This is a genomic window from Ruegeria sp. AF1, from assembly GCF_056542125.1.
The window spans coordinates 47,986-69,418 of the sequence record NZ_JBQFZG010000013.1 but is presented as its reverse complement, the minus strand read 5'-3'; the positions used below and the strand labels follow the sequence as shown (position 1 = coordinate 69,418).

At 57.7% G+C, this 21,433-nt stretch carries 21 protein-coding genes; 9 read left to right on the top strand and 12 right to left on the bottom strand.

Translation table 11 applies throughout. The features are described from left to right. Positions 1–42 precede the first annotated feature (42 nt). The 10 genes from nirJ to ACR0BK_RS15905 all read right to left on the bottom strand — a co-directional run bounded on the left by nirJ (position 43) and on the right by ACR0BK_RS15905 (position 9,704). On the bottom strand, positions 43–1,257 hold the full coding sequence (nirJ, locus tag ACR0BK_RS15950) for a heme d1 biosynthesis radical SAM protein NirJ (protein ID WP_480555373.1): 1,215 nt from the start codon (positions 1,255–1,257) through the stop codon (positions 43–45). Between the two features lie 4 nt (positions 1,258–1,261). Then, entirely contained in the window at positions 1,262–1,744 is a 483-nt protein-coding gene (gene ahbB / locus ACR0BK_RS15945; RefSeq protein ID WP_480494078.1) for a siroheme decarboxylase subunit beta, read from the bottom strand. After that, on the bottom strand, positions 1,741–2,190 hold the full coding sequence (locus ACR0BK_RS15940; RefSeq protein WP_480520488.1) for an Lrp/AsnC family transcriptional regulator: 450 nt from the start codon (positions 2,188–2,190) through the stop codon (positions 1,741–1,743). Before ACR0BK_RS15940 ends, ahbB (ACR0BK_RS15945) begins: the two co-directional genes overlap by 4 nt. Beyond that, entirely contained in the window at positions 2,187–3,176 is a 990-nt protein-coding gene (gene ahbB, locus ACR0BK_RS15935; RefSeq protein WP_480520490.1) for a siroheme decarboxylase subunit beta, read from the bottom strand. The genes ACR0BK_RS15940 and ahbB (ACR0BK_RS15935) overlap by 4 nt, the downstream gene beginning before the upstream one ends. Positions 3,177–3,179: 3 nt before the next feature. After that, positions 3,180–4,325 carry a cytochrome D1 domain-containing protein gene (locus ACR0BK_RS15930; RefSeq protein WP_480555372.1) on the bottom strand — a complete coding sequence of 382 codons (1,146 nt, stop codon included), beginning with the start codon at positions 4,323–4,325 and terminating at the stop codon, positions 3,180–3,182. After that, on the bottom strand, positions 4,322–4,651 hold the full coding sequence (locus ACR0BK_RS15925) for a c-type cytochrome (protein ID WP_480477375.1): 330 nt from the start codon (positions 4,649–4,651) through the stop codon (positions 4,322–4,324). The genes ACR0BK_RS15930 and ACR0BK_RS15925 overlap by 4 nt, the downstream gene beginning before the upstream one ends. 46 nt (positions 4,652–4,697) lie before the next feature. Then, positions 4,698–5,459 (bottom strand): uroporphyrinogen-III C-methyltransferase, encoded by a 762-nt coding sequence (gene cobA, locus ACR0BK_RS15920; protein WP_480555371.1) that lies wholly within the window; start codon positions 5,457–5,459, stop codon positions 4,698–4,700. A 200-nt stretch (positions 5,460–5,659) separates the two neighbouring features. Beyond that, positions 5,660–6,061 (bottom strand): cupredoxin domain-containing protein, encoded by a 402-nt coding sequence (locus ACR0BK_RS15915; RefSeq protein ID WP_480520494.1) that lies wholly within the window; start codon positions 6,059–6,061, stop codon positions 5,660–5,662. Positions 6,062–6,115: 54 nt separating this feature from the next. Next, positions 6,116–7,903, bottom strand: coding sequence for a NapC/NirT family cytochrome c (locus ACR0BK_RS15910; protein ID WP_480520496.1), 1,788 nt, complete (start codon positions 7,901–7,903; stop codon positions 6,116–6,118). A gap of 124 nt (positions 7,904–8,027) precedes the next feature. Beyond that, positions 8,028–9,704 (bottom strand): cytochrome D1 domain-containing protein, encoded by a 1,677-nt coding sequence (locus ACR0BK_RS15905; RefSeq protein WP_480477367.1) that lies wholly within the window; start codon positions 9,702–9,704, stop codon positions 8,028–8,030. Positions 9,705–9,947: 243 nt separating this feature from the next. On the opposite strand from ACR0BK_RS15905, the gene ACR0BK_RS15900 reads away from it, so the two are divergent. Then, the gene (locus tag ACR0BK_RS15900; protein WP_480555370.1) at positions 9,948–11,144 is read left to right on the top strand and encodes an NnrS family protein; all 1,197 of its coding nucleotides are present in this window, start codon (positions 9,948–9,950) and stop codon (positions 11,142–11,144) included. Positions 11,145–11,171: 27 nt separating this feature from the next. Here the strand turns inward: ACR0BK_RS15900 and ACR0BK_RS15895 are convergent, their stop codons facing one another. Beyond that, positions 11,172–12,278: a Hint domain-containing protein gene (locus ACR0BK_RS15895; RefSeq protein WP_480555369.1), complete on the bottom strand. Its 1,107-nt coding sequence runs from the start codon at positions 12,276–12,278 to the stop codon at positions 11,172–11,174. Between the two features lie 266 nt (positions 12,279–12,544). Here ACR0BK_RS15895 and ACR0BK_RS15890 point away from each other — a divergent pair, with 266 nt between their 5' ends. Genes ACR0BK_RS15890 through ACR0BK_RS15865 form a run of 6 tightly spaced genes read left to right on the top strand, consistent with a single transcriptional unit; the run spans position 12,545 to position 17,963 of the window. Continuing rightward, positions 12,545–12,994 (top strand): c-type cytochrome, encoded by a 450-nt coding sequence (locus tag ACR0BK_RS15890; protein WP_209597154.1) that lies wholly within the window; start codon positions 12,545–12,547, stop codon positions 12,992–12,994. A gap of 16 nt (positions 12,995–13,010) precedes the next feature. Next, a complete protein-coding gene (locus ACR0BK_RS15885; RefSeq protein ID WP_480477361.1) occupies positions 13,011–14,378 on the top strand; it encodes a cbb3-type cytochrome c oxidase subunit I in 1,368 nt (455 codons plus the stop codon). 5 nt (positions 14,379–14,383) lie between these two features. Beyond that, complete coding sequence (locus ACR0BK_RS15880; protein ID WP_480477359.1) at positions 14,384–15,193, top strand: AAA family ATPase; 810 nt, start codon at positions 14,384–14,386, stop codon at positions 15,191–15,193. Between the two features lie 9 nt (positions 15,194–15,202). Then, positions 15,203–17,125, top strand: coding sequence for a nitric oxide reductase activation protein NorD (locus tag ACR0BK_RS15875; RefSeq protein ID WP_480520500.1), 1,923 nt, complete (start codon positions 15,203–15,205; stop codon positions 17,123–17,125). Continuing rightward, the gene (locus ACR0BK_RS15870; RefSeq protein ID WP_480477355.1) at positions 17,122–17,670 is read left to right on the top strand and encodes a cytochrome c oxidase subunit 3; all 549 of its coding nucleotides are present in this window, start codon (positions 17,122–17,124) and stop codon (positions 17,668–17,670) included. Before ACR0BK_RS15875 ends, ACR0BK_RS15870 begins: the two co-directional genes overlap by 4 nt. Before the next feature lie 5 nt (positions 17,671–17,675). Next, a complete protein-coding gene (locus ACR0BK_RS15865) occupies positions 17,676–17,963 on the top strand; it encodes a cytochrome C oxidase subunit IV family protein (protein ID WP_480555368.1) in 288 nt (95 codons plus the stop codon). Positions 17,964–18,015: 52 nt separating this feature from the next. Here ACR0BK_RS15865 and hemA read toward each other — a convergent pair whose 3' ends face one another. Next, positions 18,016–19,239, bottom strand: a complete 1,224-nt coding sequence (gene hemA, locus ACR0BK_RS15860) for a 5-aminolevulinate synthase (protein ID WP_480555367.1) — start codon at positions 19,237–19,239, stop codon at positions 18,016–18,018. 185 nt (positions 19,240–19,424) lie between these two features. Between hemA and ACR0BK_RS15855 the strand changes: the two genes are divergently transcribed. Next, complete coding sequence (locus ACR0BK_RS15855) at positions 19,425–20,117, top strand: Crp/Fnr family transcriptional regulator (RefSeq protein WP_480477349.1); 693 nt, start codon at positions 19,425–19,427, stop codon at positions 20,115–20,117. 139 nt (positions 20,118–20,256) lie between these two features. Next, entirely contained in the window at positions 20,257–21,267 is a 1,011-nt protein-coding gene (locus ACR0BK_RS15850) for a D-cysteine desulfhydrase family protein (RefSeq protein ID WP_480555366.1), read from the top strand. The last annotated feature ends 166 nt before the right edge of the window (positions 21,268–21,433 follow it).

The window sequence follows — 21,433 nt, the reverse complement described above, 5'->3', positions numbered from 1 at the left end:
GGTGCCTCTGGCGCCCATGTCGAAGGCTCAGAGCAGACGGAACTAAAAGAATTGATGCGCCGGATCATGGCTTTTCCCCCGGAACGGCGTAACCTGCAGACGCTCGCCTGCGTCGTCAACACCGATTTCTTCGTTTGTCAGGTAACAGGCCGGATCTTCGGCCCAGGGATCACCGGTCAGTTGCAGGGCTCGGATGCGGGTGTTGCCACCGCAGACATCCTTTAGCTCGCAAGCCCCACAGCGCCCCTTAAGGGGGCGCGGACGCGTGCGCAGCATAGCCAGCATCGGATCGTCGCTGGTCCAAAGCTCGGAAAACGATGTCGTCTTAACGTTGCCTACTGTGTAATCGGACCAGTACGTGTCAGGATGGACCCGGCCCAGATTATCGATATTGGCCACGCCCAAACCGCTGGAATTTCCTCCCCAAGCGGCCAGATGCTCGCGGACATGCGCGGCTTTCTCGGCGTCGAAATGCGTACGAATCCAGTTCAGGAAATACCCCGCATCTGCGTCATTGTTGCCGGTCACGATGTCCAGCGGGCGACCGCCCGAGGCAGCCTCCCACGCGCGCTCCAACAGCAGATCCATTCCCTTGCGGGTGCGCTTATGTTCGGCATCCTCGCCGCGGTTCTTGTCACCGCGCCCGGCATAAACCAGATGCGAAAGGTAGAACTTGTCGACGCCCTCGTCGTCGCATAGCTGAAGCAGGTCCGGCAGGTGATGCTGCGTGCCTTCGGTCAGGCAAAACCGCAAGCCAACCTTGATGCCGCGCCTCTTGCATTCACGCACACCGCGCAGGGCGTCTGCAAAAGCCCCTTCAACACCGCGGAACCAGTCATTCGTGGCCCCGATCCCATCCAACGAGATGCCAACATAGTTGAATCCGACATCGGCAATCATGTCGGCGGTCTCATCATGAATTCGTGTCCCGTTGGTCGACAGCGCCAGCATCGGCACAAGGTTTCGGGCACGTTTGGCAATGTCGAAGAAATCGAACCTGTCCAGTGGTTCCCCACCCGAGAGGATCAGGGCCGGGACGCGAAACTGGCCCAGATCCTCAAGGGTTACCATGGCTTGCTCGTGGCTGAGCTCGCCCGGGAACGCAACATCCGCCGAGACGGTATAGCAATGACGGCACTTCAGATTGCAGCGCCGCGTCAGGTTCCAGATCACCACCGGCTTCACAGGGCCGGGGCGGCGTTTTCGCACCGGGGTCGGTTTGACCAGCTGGTGCATGTATTCGGTCAGGCGAAACATCGTCTCAGCCTTTCTTTTTCAGGCGCAAACCGGTCTTTTTCAGGATGCGCGTGGAATAGAGGATATCCTTGGCCCGGCAGGCGTCACCCAAGATCGCAGTGATCTGGGCGCGTTTTTCCTCGACTTCATCCCGATCCGAACCGTGAACCATGGCAAACAGGTTATAGGGCCAGTCGGGCAAGGCGCGCGGGCGTTCATAGCAATGGGTGACAAAGGGTAGAGCACCGATCTGAGCGCCCAATTCGGCGATGCGGTCATCTTCGACATCCCAGACAGTCATGCCGTTCGAGGTCATTCCCAGCTTGTAGTGGTTAGGGGCGGCTGCGATGCGGCGGATTACGCCGCGTGCTTTGAGGGCTGACAGCCTCTCAAGCAGGTCGGCTTCCTGCATCCCCAGATCATCAGCAACCTGAGCATATGGGGCGGTAACCAGCGGCAATCCGCCCTGCAGTGCTTGGATAATCTGTCTGTCTGTTGCGTCGATCATGCCGCCACCCGAAAGCCGATGTAGAATTCCTGAAGTTTGGGGAAACAAAGAACCTCGATCCCCGTTTCCCGTTCGATTGCATCGGCTGCGGCCTCGATCCCTTCGGGCGTTTCCGTGGCCAAAACGAACCACATGTTCAGCCGGTGCGTACGTTCATAATTATGGGCGACCTCGGGATGTGCATTGACTTTGGTCAGGACCGCTTCGAATTCCCCAGCCGGAACGGCCATCGCACAGAGGCAAAAGGCACCGCCCATTGCTGCGGCATCGAAAAACGGCCCAAAACGTGTGATGACACGGGACTCTTTCATGCGCGTCAGGCGTGCCAGTAATTCGGCCTCGGTCAGTCCAAGTTCTTTGGCGACTGTTGCGTAAGGATGTGAAACCAGTGGCAGATCGTCCTGCATACGGTTCAGAATCGCACGGTCGGTTTGGTCCAGCGTCATGCGGCGACCTCCTTGGTTTGAATCAGCGCACCGGTCTGCTTGAAGCAGCGGGTTGAGAACAGAACCTTGTTCCGTGCACCCGTCAGTTCGGGCAAGGCCGTCGCACGGGCCAGTACGTCCAATGCTTCGCTGCGGGACCGCGCGTGGATCATGGAATACAGGCGATATGGCCACACACCGGGCACCGGGTTGCGCTCGTAACACAATGTCACACCGGGGAAAGCCGCCAAAGCGGGGCCGGCTGTGTCGATCTGCTCTGCTGGCAAGTCCCAGACAACCATCGCATTGGCGGACCAGCCAAGAGCCCGGTGACGTACGATGACGCCCAGCCGCGAAATGATACCGGCAGTATGCAACGCGATGACTCGCGCCATCACATCATCAACGTCCCGGTTCAGTGAATGTGCCAAATCTGCATAAGGTTCGGCGACCAGAGACAAACCCGAGCTCAGCGTCTGCAGCAGACACCGATCACCCTCGCGCATCGCAGACGCATCCACCTGACGTGCTGTGGGCACGGTTTTGACCCCGCCGATCATGCGGAACCCGAGATCAACGTTGAAAGGGCGCACCAGCCGCAAATCCAGAACACGCAGCCCGGTGACCCGGCTGATCCGTGTGAGGGTATCATCCACATGTGCCCGATCAGGGCCGGTTGCGACGAACCAGAGGTTCCAGGCGTCCTCGCGCTGATAATTGTGGTTTACACCCGGTTCGGCGTCGATCAGGGCGGCGACCTCCTCCAGCCGCTCCTCCGGGACGGAGACTGCCGCCAGCGTACTGGCCGTCACCACGCCGGGTGTAATGGTTGCGCCAACCCGCGTGATGCGGCCCGTGGTGCGCATTCTGGTCAGGCGGTGGATGACTTCGCTTTCGTCAAGCCCAACTGCGTTTCCAAGAACCTGAAACGGGCGTTCGATTACCGGGAAATCGCGCTGAAATTCATCCAGTAAGCGACGGTCGATCGGGTCTGTAATGTGTTGCATGACTTACAGACCCGTTTTGTGCGCACGCGCGGTAAAGAAGATGCCTGACGGGCTTTCGGCCTCGATCTCACGCAGTTTTTCGAAACTACGCGTGTCATAAACCATGACCTTGTTCGCATCGCGCACACTGATCCAGACTTCGTGCCCGCGTGGTGTGAACTCCATGTGCAAAACGGCCGGGCCGGGCTTGAACTCGTGAATTATCTGTTTGCTGACAGTATCGATGACCTGAATGGTATCGTTCAGCGGGTGGGCAAAGTTAACCCACACCTGTCGCCCGTCCGGGCGGGCCATGGCAAAGACCGGCTGTCCGTGGGTTTGTGTGCGTCCGGTCTCGGTCAGAGTGGCGGCGTCTACCCACAAAACCTCATGGTGGCCAACGGCGGGCAAGACGAATTCGGACCCTGTCAGCGCCCAACCTTCCAGATGGGGCATCTTGTAGACCGGCATTTCCTCCTGACCACGGCCATAGCCGGGCAGAACGCGGATCGGTTCCGGGTTGTCGGACCACAGGTCAAGCGCGGTCAGGCCATCCTCGCCAAACAGGCCGGCGATATAGGTGCGGCCATTGGCAGTGATTAGCGCGTCATAGGGGTTCTTGCCGATATCGGTGATCCTGGTGATCTCAGGCGCCCCCTGTGCAAAATCCGCGATCCATGTTTCGCCCGTGTCCCACATGGTGAAAACGAAGCGGCGGCCCGGCGCGTCGACCAGACCAATCGTTTTGCTGCCAGTGGGAATGTCAGCCACCATCTCCAGCGTTTGCGCATCAAACACGCGCACACCGCCGGGTTCGTAATTCGATACCGCCACAAGCGTACCATCGTCCGAGATCGCGCCGCCAATGGCGTTTCCGGACTGCACAACGCGGTTCACGATCTGGCGGGTGACAATGTCAACCTTGGTCAGGCCACCGTCGCGGCCAAAGACATAAGCAAAACGTTCATCCGGTGAATAGACCAACGAGGCGTGGGACAAGTCGCCCAATCCTTCTATCCGGGCCAGAGCGGCACGGTCGGACTGGTCCACCAACAGGACCGATCCGCTGGCACGTTCGATCACCAGCCCAAGGTCTCCTGTCGCCATCGGCTCGGCCTGGGCCGCGGTCATCATCAATGTCGCCGCAAGGCTGAGGATAAGGTATTTCATCGTGCCTCCTGTTCCAGCAGGTATCGGGCAATCCATTCGGCCTCTTCTTCGCTGATCAGAGGCCGCCACGGGGGCATCGCCGTATCGGGGATGCCGTCAAGGATGACGCCGGTCAAAACCTCGGCGTCATAATGCTCCAGTGTTTTCGAGCGCAGATCGGGCCCCAGGCCGCCTTTCAGCGACAGCCCATGGCACGAACCGCAATCCTGATGCACAAGTCTTTTCAGTGCGTTGGGATCAATGACATCGGCAGCAAAGGCGGACGTTGCAGCCAGAACCGCAGTTGTCAGAAAGGTTCGGGCGACCCACCCCGTGCGGCCAGGCACATTTCTGTTCGGCGCGGGGCACGGCACATGTTTTCTGCACCCCAGCTTAGCCATGGGCCCGTTCCAGAATGTCCGCCACGGGCTGTTCGGCATAAAGTGAAACAACCTTGCCGATGATGAAAAGCGTTGGCGCCTTCAGCCCGGAGGTGCGCACGTCGTTGGCCAATTGGTCCAGCCGTGAAACCAGGCGGCTTTCATCAGGTGTCGTTGCATTTCCGATGGCCAGAACCGGCGTCGATCCCGGCAGGTTTTCGGTCATCAGCCCCATGGCGATCTGGCCGATGTTGGCCACACCCATATAGACCACCAAGGTCGTGTCCGGGTCGGCCAGGCGTTTCCAGTCCAGATCCAGCACTTTGTCTGCCTGCCGGTGTCCGGTGACATATTGAACCGAGGTGGCCAGACCGCGATGGGTCAGCGGCACGCCGGTCGAGCAGGACGCGCCCTGCGCCGCCGTTATCCCCGGTGCGTATTCGACCGCCACGCCATGGGCCATCAGATAAGCGGCTTCTTCCGAGCCGCGGCCAAAGATCATCGGATCGCCACCTTTCAGACGGGCGACCGTGTGACCTGCGCTGGCCTCTTCCAGAAGGATTTCGTTGATCCGGTCCTGTGGGACGGTGTGGCATTTGGGCGCTTTCCCAACAGGGATCAGCCGCGCGCCTTCGGCGTGCAGATTCAGGATGTCGGCAGACACCAGTCTGTCATAGACCACCACATCTGCTTCCTGCAGCATTCGCAGGGCACGCAGCGTCATTAGTTCAGGGTCGCCGGGGCCTGCACCTATCAGAAAAACCTTACCGCTCATGTTCAAACTCGCTGGGTCTGAATGTCTTCGAAACCCGGGGTTTCCTGCGCGAGTCCAATGCTTTTGCGGGACGTTGCTGGGTAGGCCGGGCGTGTCATGAGGGCAGATTGGCGCAATCGAAAACCAACCTCCTTGACATAAGTTAAGGAGCGCGGGATTTGCGCCCGCGCTCCGTTTTCAGTCTGTAGGAGTAGCTCAGATCAGGGCTCGACAGTGATCATCCCGATCATGTTCTGTGTCTCCCAATGGGGCCCGCAGAGATAATCCTGAGGGCCCGGTGTCAGGAAGGTTATTTCAACCGTTTCTTCCGGGAACAGCCGGTCGCTTTCGGGTTCGCTGCCGTCTTTCAGCAACACACTGTGGCTGGTGCGCTTGTCGACGTTCACCCATCGGACAGTTGTACCTGCCTTTACGGTCAGTTCGAACGGGCAGAAATTGTAGTTGTACATCAAAACCACCTTGGCGTCCTCGACCGAGGCCGAGGGGTGTCCGAACAGCTCGACATAACGCTCTTCGGCTTCAGCACAGATTTCGGCGGTTTCATCTGACCAGGCTGGCGCGGCAAGAAGCAGCAGCGCGGGAAGAAGGCGGTGGGGTTTCATGGTCCATGTCTCCTTTCCAAGGTGTTTGGGGCCGGGTGAACCGGCCCCAAACTGTTATTGCTTGACCACGTTGATAAGCGCGCTGTCATCATCCAGCGCAAGGCTGGTGTTCAGCGTCACGTGATGGAACCTTGCGTTGGCGAAATCGTCATGAATGGCAAAACCGACGGTATAGGTCCGGCCAGCCTCCAGTGGAATGTCGCCCGGCGCGCCCGAGTTCAGCGGACGTGTGAAGACAACAGTCCACACGCCACCTGACAGGTTTGCCGAGGCCGCGATCTCACCATCATTGACTACACGCTGTTCCAGCAGATAGCCATTTGTGGCGCTGCCGTCCGCGTAGACACGCATCAGGTCAAGATAGGTGCCATCAGCCAGATACTGTTCGATCTGTTCTGCGGCCTGCAACTTGTCCCAACCGCCCAAAGCCTTGCCGCCCCTGCCTTTGATTTCGATCTCGGTGCGGCTTTCGCTGAGGTACTTGGTCACGGTGTCCTGAGCGGTCAGGCGACCGGAAACATCCCCGTTTGCGGCAATTGCATCCGCCTCAGGCGCAAAGGGCATGTAGGTGTTGTCGGCGTGGCACGACGCCCAGCACCCGACCTGATCGCCCAGCTCGATGCCGGTTCCGGTGATCATCATTGCGACCTTGATTTGGTTTTCGGGGTCCATTTTGCCGCCATCAACAAACGGAGCAGGGTTGTGCCCTGAATCCGGCCATTGCAGACGGATGTACAGGTTTTCGTCATCATGTGCCGCCTGAACGGTTGCGTCGATCACACCGCGTTTGCCGGGGATCGGAGTGGGTTCCAGTTCGCCACCGGCAACGATCTTGTTACCAATCGCATCCAGTTCCTTGGCATGACAGGTCGAACATTGATCGCCACCTTTGGTCAGCGGACGGGCCCCGCCATGGGTTTTTCCGTTCTGCACCCATTCAAATGACGCCTGGCCCGGATAGAACAGTTTCAGTTCCGCACTGGCCACCGCATTCCAGTCGATGTTGCCACCGACATCGCCGCTTTCACTGCCGGCAGGTGTTGTCGAACCATCGGTTGCAGCCGTTGCCCGCTCTTCCGCGACAGCCGCGTCAACTGCTGCTGCAATCTGGGCCTGAACGGCCTCCTGCTGGGCTTTCTTTGCAGCTTTCTCAGCTTCGGCCTCGGCAGCTTCCTTGGCTTCGATCCGCTCAAGACTGGCAAGGTATTCTGGCGGTATTTGTCGGATGAAAGCCGGATTTGGCGCCTCAAGCTCCTCCAGATACTCGTCGGTTGCGCGATCTCGGATGTTCGAGTGGGCAATGCCCTTGTGGCAGTCGATACAGGTCTGACCGGTTTCCATTGCGTTCAGGTGCTGCTGACGCGCACGGGGACGCTGGAATTCGGGCATCATCGATTCAAAGTCATGGCAGTTTCGACATTCACGCGAGTCCGTCGATTTCATCCTCTCCCACTCATTCATGGCAAGATGAATGCGCTTGGCTTCGAACTTCTCGCGGGTGTTGATGGTGCCGACCATCTTTCCATAAAGCTCTTTCGAGGCTTTTATTTTGCGGATGATTTTGTGGGTCCAGTCCTTGGGCACGTGACAGTCCGAGCAGACCGCACCAACGCCTGACCGGTTCACGTCGTGGATCGTGCCCTGGTATTCCGCATAAACAAAATCTCGCATCTCGTGGCACGAGACACAGAATTCCTTGGTATTCGTGGCTTCCATGGCGGTGTTGAACCCACCCCAGAAGATGATGCCGGCGGCGAAAGCCGCAGCAATACCGGCCACGGGCATTCCCCACAGGAAATACCGGCGCCAGATCGGTTTTTTCTTATCCGGTTCGGAAGTCATATCCGGGCTCCGTTTTGGCTGTCTTGTCTGGCCTTAGGTGGCAGGCCGGTGAGTTTGGCGGATCTGTCAAACGAGGAAAGGGCGGGCGAGGGGCCCGCCCTTTCCGGTTTAGGTTGCGAACCCGTCAGGTGACGTGGTTCGACCGGTTGTAGACATTGAATTTGCCGGTCGGGGCGTAAAGTCCGTCAATCCGACCGATCTCTTCCAATGTCTTGGCGTCGAAGATCACTATCTGACCGTTGGGTTCCTTCGAGTCCGACAGGTTCCACTTGGAAACCCAGACCTCGGTACCATCGGCGTTGAATTCGAAGTGAACAGCGGCACTGCCTTCGTCTTCGGTGATCTGGATGGTTTTCACGATCTCGCCGGTCTCTTTCGAGATGACCTGAACCGATTGCTGAATTTCCGGCTCGGGGTGTTTGGTCTGATCAGCCCAGATGTAATCCGAGTTCGGGTGGGTGCGGACAAACAGGCCGGGGCCGTCGGTTTCCACCTCGTAACAGGTTTTCCAGGCCTGATCCGGATGACCTTCTGGGTCGTTGCCCCAGACTGTCACGGTACCGACACCCAGGTGGGTTGTGCCCGCCACAGGTCCGCAGTTCGGGTCAATCCAGTTCGCGCCCGGGCCGGGGTGCGGCAGGGCAGCGGTGTCGATCATCGCCTCAAGCTTGTGCGTTTCGGTATCGACAACGACCATCTTGTTCGATGCGTTTGCCGCGATCTGGAAGTACCGGCCTGTCGGGTCGAAGAACCCGTCATGCAGGAACTTGGCCGAGTTGATCTTGTCAATCCGCAAGTTGTCGAGGTCGGTGTAGTCAACCTGCCAGAGCTGCCCCAGCTCTTTCACGGCAACGATCCAGGTGGGTTCGTTCGGCGTGGTGTAGATAGCGGCCACACGGGCTTCTTCCACATACTCGCCATCTACGTTGGTGCCACGGGTCGATACGACTTTGACCGGCTCCATGGTCTGCGCGTCAACGATTGCAAAGTGAGGCGGCCAGTACCCACCGCCGATGACGTATTTGCCGTCACCGGACACGGCGACATCGCGCGCGTCATAGGCGATCTTGACTTCCGAAACCAGCATCTTGTCCGGCGTCTGCCAGAGGTCGATCTTGGTCATCTTGCCGTCACGGCCCATTGTATACCAGAAACGGCCCGGCGTTTCGGGTTCGGTGATGTTGTGATGCTCCGAAGCCTTCAGGACGTGCACGGCATAGCCGGTCGGAATATGCGTCAGCACTTCTTTCGTGTCGCCGTCAATGACTGCAACCTTGCCGACGTCACGTTCGATGACGACAAAGAAGTTTTCCCAGTTGCGGCCGTGCAGCGGTTCGGTCGGATAGTCCGCTTCTTCGACGTAGACCTTGCGGGTTGCCTTCATCTGTTCCAGCGACATTTCAGGCGGCTTTGGGGCCTCCATCATGATGTATGTCGCCATATCCTTGATTTCCTGCTCAGACATGATGTCCGAGAAGTTGTTCATCCCGCCTTCAGTTCCCCAGGCGATGATTTTCTCAAGGCGTTCCTGACCCAGTTTCAGGGTGCCGCCTTCGGTTACGGTGCCGTCGGCTGCGGTCTTCTTCCAATGCGGTTCCAGGTTTTTACCGGTAGCGCCTTTGCGCAAAACCCCGTGGCAGCCTGCACATTGTTCAAAGTACAGTTGTTTCGAAGCTTCAAAGGCTTCGTCGCTAAGTGTTGGCTCGTCGGCAAAAGCTGGAGCAGCGACGCTGCCCAACAACATTGCCAATCCGACCCCAAAAGCGCGGCCGGTCTTGTTGTAGCTGATTCCAAGTGACATGATCACTCTCCATTTGCGTGGTGAGGCAATGCGGAGACTGATCCATCACGGGATTGTCATCCTTGACCAAAGTCAACGGGCGCGGCGCTAACTTCGTTCTTTGGACAAAAACCAGGTGCAGATTTCAGCAATAAAACCTGTTTTTTTCGCACATGTTTTTGACGTCTTGATTTCGGTTAAGTGCCCCAATCCCGTCGGACAGTACTGCTTGTTGAAGGACGAGATGGGCCATGGAGAGCAGGCATGTCATCTGCAATATCGCGCATTTTCAGCGAAGGATTTCGGGTATTTTTCCTTTCCGCCGGTCTTTATGGCGTATTTGCTGGTGTCGCCTGGGGTATTTGGCTGGCCTCACTGGATGGGCTTTTACCTTATGACGAGCAAAGTTATGGAATGCCCCCGGTTATGTGGCATGCCCATGAGATGATTTTTGGCTATGCAACAGCAGCGCTGGGTGGGTTCTTTCTGACGGCAGTTCCGAACTGGACCGGGACGCCCGAAGTGCGGGCGCGTTTTGTCACGGTCGTAGCGCTGATCTGGATGGCGGGGCGGCTGGCTGTGTGGTTATCAGGGTCGCTCTCTCCGACTACCGTCGCAATTATCGACCTGAGCTTTGTTCCAATTCTTGTCCTGAAAATTGCCAGCCAGCTGGTACGCAGGCCCAAGCCACAGAACATGATATTTATTTATCTTCTGAGTTTGGTATGGGTGGCCAACCTGATGGTTCATCTGGAATGGATTGGACTCACCACAGACACGTTGAATACCGGGGTGCGCGCAGGGCTGCTGACCTTGTGTTCAATGATAGCGATACTGGGGGGGCGTATCACTCCAGCCTTTACGCGCAATGCAATGAAACGCGACGGTGTGCCCGAAGCCCTGTGGCCGGTTTCAAACGCGGTGCTGGAAAAGGCCGTGATGGCGCTTGCCCTTATGCTGCCGTTGTTGGTGCTGACCTTGGGTAGTGTTTCCTTGGCGGGTATCTGCGCGTTGCTGTTGGGCGGCGCCCAACTGATGCGCATGGCACGGTGGAGAGCGGGTTGGGCGCTGCGGCAGCCGATCCTGATTGCTTTGCACCTGGGCCTGATGATGCTGGCCCTTGGGTTGTTGCTGTGGGGGTCTGCCGTCATCGGATATGGTAATGAGATCGGCGCGCTTCACATTTTGGGGATCGGGTGCGTTGGTGGCATGACCCTTGCCGTCATGAGCCGCGCCGCCCTTGGCCACAGCGGCCGGCCCCTTGTTGCACCGTCGCCAATGGCGGTCGGATATGGGCTGATGGCGGCGGCGGCTTTGGTCCGCTGGTTGGGGTCCGGGCTGGCAGGTGGATATATGACGGCCATGCTGACGGCTGACGGGTTATGGATTGCCGCAATCGGGTTGTACCTGTTTGCCATGTGGCCTGCGCTGACAGGGCCGCGCGCAGCGAAGCACGGCTGACACGGAACCTTAACCGCGTATTGCTATTCAGAATATCAAGGGGCGTTCGTTCTTTACATGGCGGGACACGAGCGCACGCGCGCGTCTTCCGTTTTCAGGTATGTGCCGCACAGCTTGAGGAACGTACCTTGGGGTCTCAAGTTCCGGAAACAGGTCGAAGATTTCCGCCCTTGCTTCTGGGGGAACGCTGGACAGAGCCTGTGCGCCGACAAAAAGGCTTTCTGACTGGGCACCTTCTGCGTAGATGATTTCATGGCGGTCGAACAAAAGATGGAAATATGTGACTGACACGGTGTCATCTGCAACGCTGATACCAGGGCTGGCGGCAAGAATACGAGCGGGGACCAGGATTTCCTCTGCGTCAAACATTCTGACGGCGATTCGGGATCGAACCAGCATGCGGTGCTGTGGCGAAACAAGCAGGTCGCGTTTTGGCAAGTCACACCCCAAGGCCCCGGCCTTGATGAGGATTGGAAGCAGCTTGGGTTTTTTCACCAGCTCTTCATGCGATAGGTTTCGCGTTCCGATCCAACGTATGTGTTGCGGTCCATTGTCCGCAGTGACGACCATGTCACCCACCTTCAGATCCTCGATGGGCATCGGACCTTCTGGCGTCATGATAAGTGTTCCGGCAGCAAAGCACGGCACGTCAATGATGGCAGCAGGGTCAGTTGTGTCGGGCGCATTGGTCGGCGTGACATTCACGATGTTCATCGAGTAGGTCGTGCCGGGCACAAGAGGTTCAGAGGTAATATAGCCGCCCAATATGCCGTCAACTTCGACGCGATATACAGTAATTGTGCCTCCGCCTGGTTTGGACAGCACGTACGATTCTTCTAAGTATATTGGGCCGCTTAAAAAGGTGGTCGAACCATCGAGGGTGGTGATAGTACCGGTCTGCGTCAGGTCATCGCCGTCTTCGTCGTCAAAGCGGTCACCGTTGAAAACATCCCCTGTATCGACAACAGGTGCTCCACCTCCGTTTTGAATAAAACCACCAGCTGCGTCAGTCACACTAAACAAACGTCGATCCGTGTCGGGATCAAAATTGACATCCAACGTAACCGTGTCCGGCCCAATCGTATTCACCGTGATTACACCAGGGGTATAACCGATATAGGAATAGTTCGCCATTTTCACCCATCAATCATTGAAACGGAATTTTTCACCTTTTTCTCAGGTGGTTGAATAGGTCCTTCATGTCAAAAAGTCGACGCGAAAGTGTTCACAATTGCCTCAGATTTAAAGGCAATCCCAAGGTCATTTCGTTATTTTCGCTGTTTGCGGATGTCTGATCTCGTTCCTGAGGATACTTTAGAAGTCTTGACTTTCGTTAAGGCAGCCCTGTGACCTGCACGTCATGTTGCCTGCACTAGCTAATCTGCGCAAAGGAGAGCGCGATGCGAGAAGTCATGACAAAGAGCATGGCTCGCAATATTTTCTATGGCGGGTCACTGTTCTTCATCCTCATCTTTCTGGCTCTATCAGCCCATTCACACCTGTATATCGTCAATTCTGAAAATGCCGCGAAGCTCGACGAAAGTGTGGTTCGGGGTAAACATGTTTGGGAAAAACACGCCTGTATCAACTGCCACACGATCCTTGGCGAAGGGGCGTACTTTGCCCCTGAGGTCGGCAATGTGATGACACGTTGGGGCGTGTTGGACGACCCGGAATCGGCCTTTGAATCTCTCAAGGGCTGGATGGAGGCACAACCCACCGGCATTCCCGGTCGTCGGCAGATGCCGCAATTCAACCTCAGCGACGAAGAGATCCGGGATCTGACCAACTTCCTGATCTGGACGGACAATATCGACGCTCAGGACTGGCCGCCCAACGAGGCTGGCTGAGAAGGGGAATGGAGCAATGAAATACGAATCCCAAAAAATCGCCTATGCCTACTTTGCGGTAGCCATGGCACTGTTCGCGATACAGGTGATCGGCGGCCTGCTGGCCGGCTTCATCTATGTATTCCCGAACTTCCTGAGCGAGCTTCTGCCGTTCAACATCGTGCGGATGCTGCACACCAACGCGCTGATCGTCTGGTTGATACTGGGCTTCTTCGGTGCAGCCTACTTCCTTATTCCGGAAGAAGCCGAGCGTGAAATCCATTCGCCCAAGTTGGCGTATCTGCAGCTGATCATCCTTGTGGTCGGTACGTTGGGCGTGGTTCTGACCTATGTCTTCAACCTGTTCGAAGGCAACTGGCTGCTGGGCAAAGAAGGGCGCGAGTTCCTTGAGCAACCCAAATGGGTCAAGGCCGGTATCGTCGTCGCCGCGCTGATGTTCCTTTACAACGTGTCGATGACCGTTCTGAAGGGCAAGAAGACTGCAATCACCAATATCCTGTTGTTGGGCCTGTGGGGTCTGGCGCTGCTGTTCCTGTTTGCCTTCTACAACCCGGGCAACCTGTCCCTGGACAAGCAATACTGGTGGTATGTTGTCCACCTGTGGGTCGAAGGTGTGTGGGAACTGATCATGGCCTCAATTCTGGCCTACCTGATGCTGAAGCTGACTGGTGTGGACCGTGAGGTGGTTGAAAAATGGCTCTATGTCATTGTCGCCGCCGCGCTGTTCTCGGGCATTCTTGGAACAGGTCACCACTACTATTGGATCGGTACCCCCGGTTACTGGCAGTGGATTGGGTCGATCTTCTCAAGCCTCGAGGTGATCCCGTTCTTCGCAATGATGGCCTTTGCCTTCGTCATGGTCTGGAAGGGCCGTCGTGACCATCCCAACAAGGCCGCTCTGCTATGGTCTCTGGGATGTGCAACGCTTGCCTTCTTTGGTGCCGGCGTCTGGGGCTTCCTGCATACGCTGCACGGGGTGAACTATTATACCCACGGCACACAGATCACTGCGGCCCACGGTCACCTGGCCTTCTACGGTGCCTATGTCTGCCTCAACCTAGCGATCTTCAGCTATGCGATGCCGATCCTCAAGAACCGTGATCCTTACAATCAGGTGCTGAACATGGGATCGTTCTGGCTGATGACCAGCGGTATGGTCTTTATGACCTTCGTGCTGACCTTCGGCGGAACCGTGCAGACGCACATGCAACGTGTGGTCGGAGATTACTTCATGGACGTACAAGACCAGATCGCAATCTTCTACTGGATGCGTCTGGGTTCCGGTATCGTCGTGGTCCTTGGTGCGCTGCTGTTCATCTATTCGATCTGGGTTCCCCGGAAAGAAGTTATTGAACCCGGCGCCGCTGAAACCCCCGCGGAGTAATGGATATGGATGGCTCCATAAAACTGAAAGAGGGGGCGGCAAACGCCCCCTTCTACCTGCCCCAAGGCGATGAATGCGATGTGTTCACCGCGGCTTATAACAACGACTTGCCAGTTCTGCTGAAAGGTCCGACGGGCTGCGGAAAGACCCGCTTTGTGGCCCACATGGCCGCAAAACTTGGCCGCCCGCTTTATACCGTCGCCTGCCATGATGATCTGGCGGCTGCCGACCTGATTGGCCGTTATCTGCTGAAAGGCGGGGAAACCGTCTGGGTCGATGGCCCGCTCACCCGCGCAGTGCGCGAAGGGGCGATTTGCTACCTCGACGAGGTGGTCGAGGCCCGTAAAGACGTCACTGTCGTTCTGCACCCGCTGACCGATGACCGGCGCATCCTGCCAATCGACCGCACCGGCGAAGAGCTTGAGGCCGCACCTGGCTTCATGCTGGTGGCGTCGTACAACCCCGGTTACCAGAATATCCTGAAAACCCTGAAACCTTCGACTCGGCAACGCTTCATCTCTTTGGAGTTCGATTTCCCGTCCGCGCAGATGGAAGCCGAAGTGGTTGCACAGGAAAGCGGTCTGCCGCTGGAACGTTGCAAGCCGCTGGTGCGGCTGGCGGGAAAGCTGCGCGGGCTCAAGGGTCAGGATCTTGAGGAAGGCGTTTCCACCCGACTGGTTGTTTATGCCGCGACACTGATCGCACAAGGCATGTCCACCGACCGCGCCATTCTTGCCGCTATGATCGAACCTCTGACAGATGACGAGGATATCAAACGCGGGCTCCTCGATCTTGTTACGGCTGTCTTTGGGTGAGGCCGGCCGATGGTCAAGATCGATTTTGAGCCATGGGAACCCGAAGAAACGATCGGGAAACTGTGGCACACCCTTGCCAGCCGCCTCGATGCACCCCTGGTGCACGATGGAGCCGCGGTCGACCTCTCTGAGGTCGCGGGGCGGCTGGCCGTCCTCTTTCGAGGGCTGGGCGGTGGTCCGGGCGTAGAATTGCGCCCGGTCTCGCCCGAGGTTTCACACCACCGTCTGGGTTGGCGTCGTCGTCTGGCGACAGAGGCAGAACTGATGCCACGCGCCTCGTTCGACGGTGAAGTTCTGCGCCTACCGGACCGGCTGGCGGTTTTTCCAGCCCGCGAAGCAAACGGCGCGCTGTATGTCTGGCTGGCCGCCGCGGCTGCCCATGCTGGAACGCGAATTGATGAAGACGATCCGCTGCGCGCCGACTTGCGCGCACTGATCGCCGCGCAGAGCATGGTTGATGCGACCCTGGACGACGCCCCCGGCCTGCGTCCGCTATATACCGAGCTTTGCAAGGGCGTGCTGCATCAGCGCGATATCCCCAACCTGCCACCGGTTGAGGCGGCAGTCGAAGAACTTATCCAACATAGGCTGGGTGACCCTCAACCGCTGTCGGCGAAAGCCGAGCAGCTTCTGACACTGGACGAAGACCTGATCGCCCCCCGCGGCTATCAACCTATGCGCCCGGTTCCCCTATGGCCCGAACTGCGCGCGGTTGGCTTTTCCGAACATAACGAGGTGGAAAACCCCGAAACCGAAGGTCCGCCCGAGGAATCCGGTGAGAAAACCCACCGCGCCCGCCGTCGCAAATCGGATCAGGCCGAGCGCAGCGACAGTTTCATCCTGCACAAGTTCGAAGCCATCCTCAGCTGGGCCGAGTTCCTGAACATCAACCGCCGCATCGACGATGACGATCCCGACAACGCCAAGAAAGCGGCCGATGATCAGGAAGAGATTGGCCTGGGTCAGATATCAAAAGCCCCCCCAACGCGGCTGAAGCTGCACCTTGATCTGGCACCCGAGGATGTGAATCGCGAGCGTCTGTCCGGTCGCATCCTCTACCCCGAATGGGACGTGCGCTCGGGCCGGTATCTGCCAGATCACGTCAACGTCCTGCTGTCGGATGCAGATATCCGCGACGATGCTGCCGCGTTTGGCAAGGACCCAGCCACCGCTCGCCGCATCCGCGCGGTCAAACGCCAGTTCGAGGCGCTGCGCCCCGGTCGTGTGATGACACGCGGCCATCTGGATGGTGACCAGCTGGATATCGAAGCCGCCGTGCGCGCCGAAACTGACCGCATGGCCAGTGGCGAAAGCAACGACCGCATTTGGCAACAATCCCGCCCCGAGGCGCGCGACCTGGCAGTCTCGATCCTGCTGGATGTCAGCCGTTCCACTGAGAGTGCCGTAACCGGTCGCGCCGTGATCGACATTGAACGTGAAGCTCTAGCCGCTTTGGCCTGGGGCCTGAACGCCTGCGGCGACGATTTCGCCATTCATGCCTTCAGTTCGCTGAAACGCCAGCGCGTCTATATTCAGCGATGCAAGCGGTTTGATGAGCCGATGGGTGCCAAAGTTGAACAACGTATCGCATCGCTGCGACCCGGTCATTACACACGACTTGGGGCCGCGATCCGCCACTGTTCAAAGGATCTGGCAAGCCAGACCCGCAAACGCCGCCTGTTGCTGGTGATCACCGATGGCAAACCCAATGACCTTGACCATTACGAAGGGCGCCACGGTATTGAAGACACCTGCATGGCCGTGCGCGAAGCACGCCGCGCCGGGCAATCGGTTTTTGGCGTCACCATCGACAAAACCGGCAAAAGCTGGTTCCCGCGCATGTTCGGACAGGGTGGGTTTGCGGTTATTCCTGACCCACACCGCTTGACCATGGCCCTACCGCAGATCTACCGCCAACTGGTCGGAGCATGAGCGAAACTTCTTTCATCGACGAGCTTCCGGGCGAATTGCTGATGTGGGTTCTGATTATCAGTGAGCTGCTGGTTTTTGGTGCCGGGCTGATCGCGTTCATGGGCGTTCGCCTGACCGACCCTGCAGGCTTTGCCGAGGCGCAGTCGCATCTTTATCGAACAGGGGCAGCCTTCAATACTGCAATACTGGTCACATCTGGTTATCTGGCCGCACAGGCCCTGAACTGGCGCCGCGCAGCATTCCGGTTCAAGGCCAGGCTGGCCCTGACAGGTGCGGCTGTACTTGGGATTGCATTCCTGGTTGTCAAAAGCGTGGAATACGCTGGAAAGGCGGGGCAAGGCATTACCTATGAAACCCACCCGTTTTTCATGTTCTACTACCTGTTGACGGGGTTTCACGCGGCGCATGTTCTGGCCGGGGTGGGCATTCTGCTGCTGGTCGCGTGGCGCGATGATCCTCGTAACATCGAGGCGGGCGCACAGTTCTGGCACATGGTTGACCTGGTCTGGATCCTGCTGTTTCCCGTTATTTATCTTCTGGGATAACCAAGATGTCGGCAATTTCATCTTTTGCTAAATACTCCCTCCGGAGGCGTCCGAACTCACTCACCAGCGCATGGCTGGTGCTTCTGGCACTCAGTCTGGCCTCAACGCTTTTAACCCTGATGAAAACGCCTGGCGAACTCATTGCAGGTGGTATCCTGCTCCTTGCCTTGATCAAAGCCCGTGTGATCCTGGCCCGATATCTGGACCTGACTGAAAGCCCGGGCTGGCTGCGGGGTTTCACCATAGTTTTGACGGGGTTTTCTGCCGTGATCTTCGCACTTTACCTGATCTGAAAAAAGCCGCCCCAAAAGGGGCGGCAGGTTACCAAGCAAAGGGACGCTTAGGTTATTGTGCGGCCATTGGCATCCGCGCGATCTGACAGCGCTGCCACAGCGCCGACAATGCGCCCACCAGATGATCGATATCCTCGTCCGTATGAACGGGTGACGGTGTGATCCGCAGGCGCTCGGTTCCTTTTGGAACTGTGGGATAGTTGATCGGCTGAATGTAGATGCCAAACTCCTCAAGCAGCGTGTCCGAAATGAATTTGCACTTCACCGGGTCGCCAACCATCACCGGGATGATATGGCTGGGGTTGGTCAAATGCGGAATGCCTTCTGCATCCAAAAGGGCGCGTACCTGCGCCACACGGGTTTTTTGCAATTCACGCTCGGCACTTGAATGCTTCAAATGCCGGATCGATGCGGCGGCGCCGGCTGCAATCGATGGGGGTAGGGCAGTGGTGAAGATGAAGCCACTGGCAAAGCTGCGGACAAAATCACACAGCGCGGCTGAGGCTGCGATATACCCACCAACCACGCCGAACGCTTTGCCCAACGTGCCTTCGATGACCGTCAGGCGATCCATCAATCCTTCGCGTTCGGCAATTCCGCCCCCGTGCGGGCCGTAAAGGCCGACGGCATGAACCTCGTCCAGATAGGTCATCGCGCCGTACTTGTCCGCCAGATCGCAGATTTCCTTGATGGGGGCGATATCGCCATCCATGGAATAAACCGATTCAAAGGCGATCATCTTGGGTGCGTTGGGATCAGCTGCGGCCAGTTTGGCGTCCAAATCCGCCAGGTCGTTATGTTTCCAAATCACCTTCTGGGCACGCGAATGCCGGATACCTTCGATCATCGAGGCGTGGTTGAGCGCATCAGAAAACACGATCAGCCCGGGAATTCGCGCGGCCAATGTTCCCAAAGCAGCCCAGTTCGACACATATCCCGAAGTGAACAGCAATGCCGCTTCTTTCCCATGCAGATCGGCCAGCTCAGCCTCAAGCAGAACGTGATCATGCGTGGTGCCCGAGATATTGCGCGTACCGCCAGCGCCTGCTCCACAGCGATCCAGAGCGTCGTGCATGGCAGAGATCACCGAAGGGTGCTGCCCCATGCCCAGATAGTCATTCGAGCACCAGATCCGCACATCCCGCTGGACCGGTCCGTCGGTTTGGCGCGCGTTCGGAAACGCGCCACAGCGGCGTTGCAGGTCGATGAAAATCCGGTAGTTGCCTTCGTCTTTCAAAGTGTCGAGGCTGTGGCTGAAAAATCGCTCGAAGTCCATCTGGCGTGCTCCCCGGATAACTGAAATTTCGTTGAACCTATGCCAGTGGTTCGCGCCCTTACATGACAATAGTCAAGTTGGAGACCGAGAAAAGGGTGGCACCCCCGCGCTGGCTTTGGCATAGCATGTCACGGGGTTGATCATCCGGGGGTGTTCCCGGAACGGACGAATAAGGGGCTGCCTTCTTGTCACACGAGGCACAAAAGATAGTTGCACGGCAGTCACTGCTCTTGCGAAGCCTGCCAGAGCAACATGTCGATACTTTGCTGCGTCAGGCCGTCTGGCGGCAATACGATCGGGGCGAGACAATCTTTCTGCAAGAGGAAGAAGCCAGGGCTGTACATGTTGTACTGGCTGGTTGGGTCAAGCTGTTTCGCATTTCCCCGACCGGTGCCGAAGCCGTGGTGAGTGTTTTCACGCGCGGTGAAAGCTTTGGTGAAGCCGTTGCGCTGCGCAATGTGCCCTATCCCGTTTCGGCCGAGGCGGTATCTCCCTGCGAGATCATGCACATTCCAAGTCCGGTGCTGCTGTCGCTGATGAAGCAAGATCCGGAAATCTGCGTGTCGATTCTGGCGGCCACATTCACGCACCTGCATTCCCTTGTGGCGCAGCTCGAACAGCTCAAGGCCCAGACAGGTGCGCAGCGTGTCGCGGAATTTCTGCTGAATCTGTGTGATAGCGATGCCGGCCAGTGCGAAGTTGAACTGCCGTATGACAAGATGCTGATCGCCGGACGTCTGGGGATGAAACCCGAAAGCCTGAGCCGAGCGTTTTCGAGGTTGAAACCAGTCGGGGTGAAGATCAACCGAAACCACGCGGAAATTGCAGACATGGATGTATTACGGAATTACGCGGAAAGCGACCCGAGCGAGAAATAGAGCCGTGTGGCTGTTTCTCTGGGCAGTAAACTGGCCATTTCCGGTCTGCGATCTTTCCGGCAATCACTATCCTTACTATTCTTGCTGGATATGCCCTATTCGGCGCGATCCTGAATGGGTGAGGTGATGGAACGCAGACATGACGATTGAACAGAAACTAGCCGGTTATCCCCGCGCGAGACTGATGACAGCTGCCACGCCGGTCGAACGGCTTGATCGTTTGTCCGACCAGCTTGGTCTGGAATTGTGGATCAAACGGGATGATCTGACAGGGTTGAGCTTTGGCGGCAACAAAACCCGGCAGCTTGAGTTCTATATGGGCGAGGCACAGAAACAGGGGGCAGACACCATTCTGATCACCGGCGCTGTGCAGTCCAATTTCGTGCGCACGGCTGCCATGGCTGCGTCGAAGCTTGGGATGGAGGCCGTACTTCAATTGGAAGAGCGCGTGCCCGATATGGGAGAGCACTATTATTCCTCGGGGAATGTTCTTCTGGCCCGGATTCTGGGTGCCGAGCACATGCACTACCATACCGGAGAAGACGAGGCCGGGGCCGACAATGCCCTTCACGTGCGGGCAGATCAGCTGATCGCTGAAGGCCGAAAGCCATATGTAATTCACTTGGGCATCGATCATCCGCCCTTGGGGGCGTTGGGTTATGTGGCCGGGGCTGCCGAACTACTGGATCAGATCGCCGATTTTGACGTCGCAGTGGTGCCATCCGGCAGCGGTTCGACCCACGGCGGGTTTCTGGCCGGGCTGCGTCTGACTGGCAACACGGCACCTGTTTACGGCATCTGCGTTCGCCGCGACCGTCGCCAGCAACATGCGCGGTTGCAAAAGGTATTGGAACGGTTGGCGGGTATGATGGAGTTTGACCCGGCTCTGGTCATGAAAGACATCCTCACATGGGACGGCGCATTACCTCCTGGATATGGGCGGATAGGCCCGTCCACACGGAAGGCGCTTGCACTGATGGCGCGCGCCGAGGGTATTTTTCTGGATCCGGTCTACTCGGCCAAAACATTTGCGGGTTTGTTGGAATTACGTGAAAACGGCACCATTCAACAGGGTCAGAAGGTTGTGCTGTTGCATACGGGTGGGCAACCGGCGCTGTTTGCATATCAGGAAGAGCTGATCCCGGCCTGAGAGCCATCCGAGAAGCCACTGTATACTAAGTCGCGATTAGCCAGCCAACCCGTGGTTTCGAAGCGCGCCACACGGTGACACGTGACCTATGTCAATGACAGTACCGCGGATGTCGTGTCGGTTGAGCGAACCTAGCCCACCTTAGAATGGGTGGAAGATATGTTCG

Bases quoted from the DNA above. Each gene is read 5' to 3' on its own strand.
- nirJ (WP_480555373.1), bottom strand. From the start codon at position 1,257: ATGTTTCGCCTGACCGAATACATGCACCAGCTGGTCAAACCGACCCCG.
- ahbB (WP_480494078.1), bottom strand. From the start codon at position 1,744: ATGATCGACGCAACAGACAGACAGATTATCCAAGCACTGCAGGGCGGA.
- ACR0BK_RS15940 (WP_480520488.1), bottom strand. From the start codon at position 2,190: ATGACGCTGGACCAAACCGACCGTGCGATTCTGAACCGTATGCAGGAC.
- ahbB (WP_480520490.1), bottom strand. From the start codon at position 3,176: ATGCAACACATTACAGACCCGATCGACCGTCGCTTACTGGATGAATTT.
- ACR0BK_RS15930 (WP_480555372.1), bottom strand. From the start codon at position 4,325: ATGAAATACCTTATCCTCAGCCTTGCGGCGACATTGATGATGACCGCG.
- cobA (WP_480555371.1), bottom strand. From the start codon at position 5,459: ATGAGCGGTAAGGTTTTTCTGATAGGTGCAGGCCCCGGCGACCCTGAA.
- ACR0BK_RS15915 (WP_480520494.1), bottom strand. From the start codon at position 6,061: ATGAAACCCCACCGCCTTCTTCCCGCGCTGCTGCTTCTTGCCGCGCCA.
- ACR0BK_RS15910 (WP_480520496.1), bottom strand. From the start codon at position 7,903: ATGACTTCCGAACCGGATAAGAAAAAACCGATCTGGCGCCGGTATTTC.
- ACR0BK_RS15905 (WP_480477367.1), bottom strand. From the start codon at position 9,704: ATGTCACTTGGAATCAGCTACAACAAGACCGGCCGCGCTTTTGGGGTC.
- ACR0BK_RS15900 (WP_480555370.1), top strand. From the start codon at position 9,948: ATGTCATCTGCAATATCGCGCATTTTCAGCGAAGGATTTCGGGTATTT.
- ACR0BK_RS15895 (WP_480555369.1), bottom strand. From the start codon at position 12,278: ATGGCGAACTATTCCTATATCGGTTATACCCCTGGTGTAATCACGGTG.
- ACR0BK_RS15890 (WP_209597154.1), top strand. From the start codon at position 12,545: ATGCGAGAAGTCATGACAAAGAGCATGGCTCGCAATATTTTCTATGGC.
- ACR0BK_RS15885 (WP_480477361.1), top strand. From the start codon at position 13,011: ATGAAATACGAATCCCAAAAAATCGCCTATGCCTACTTTGCGGTAGCC.
- ACR0BK_RS15880 (WP_480477359.1), top strand. From the start codon at position 14,384: ATGGATGGCTCCATAAAACTGAAAGAGGGGGCGGCAAACGCCCCCTTC.
- ACR0BK_RS15875 (WP_480520500.1), top strand. From the start codon at position 15,203: ATGGTCAAGATCGATTTTGAGCCATGGGAACCCGAAGAAACGATCGGG.
- ACR0BK_RS15870 (WP_480477355.1), top strand. From the start codon at position 17,122: ATGAGCGAAACTTCTTTCATCGACGAGCTTCCGGGCGAATTGCTGATG.
- ACR0BK_RS15865 (WP_480555368.1), top strand. From the start codon at position 17,676: ATGTCGGCAATTTCATCTTTTGCTAAATACTCCCTCCGGAGGCGTCCG.
- hemA (WP_480555367.1), bottom strand. From the start codon at position 19,239: ATGGACTTCGAGCGATTTTTCAGCCACAGCCTCGACACTTTGAAAGAC.
- ACR0BK_RS15850 (WP_480555366.1), top strand. From the start codon at position 20,257: ATGACGATTGAACAGAAACTAGCCGGTTATCCCCGCGCGAGACTGATG.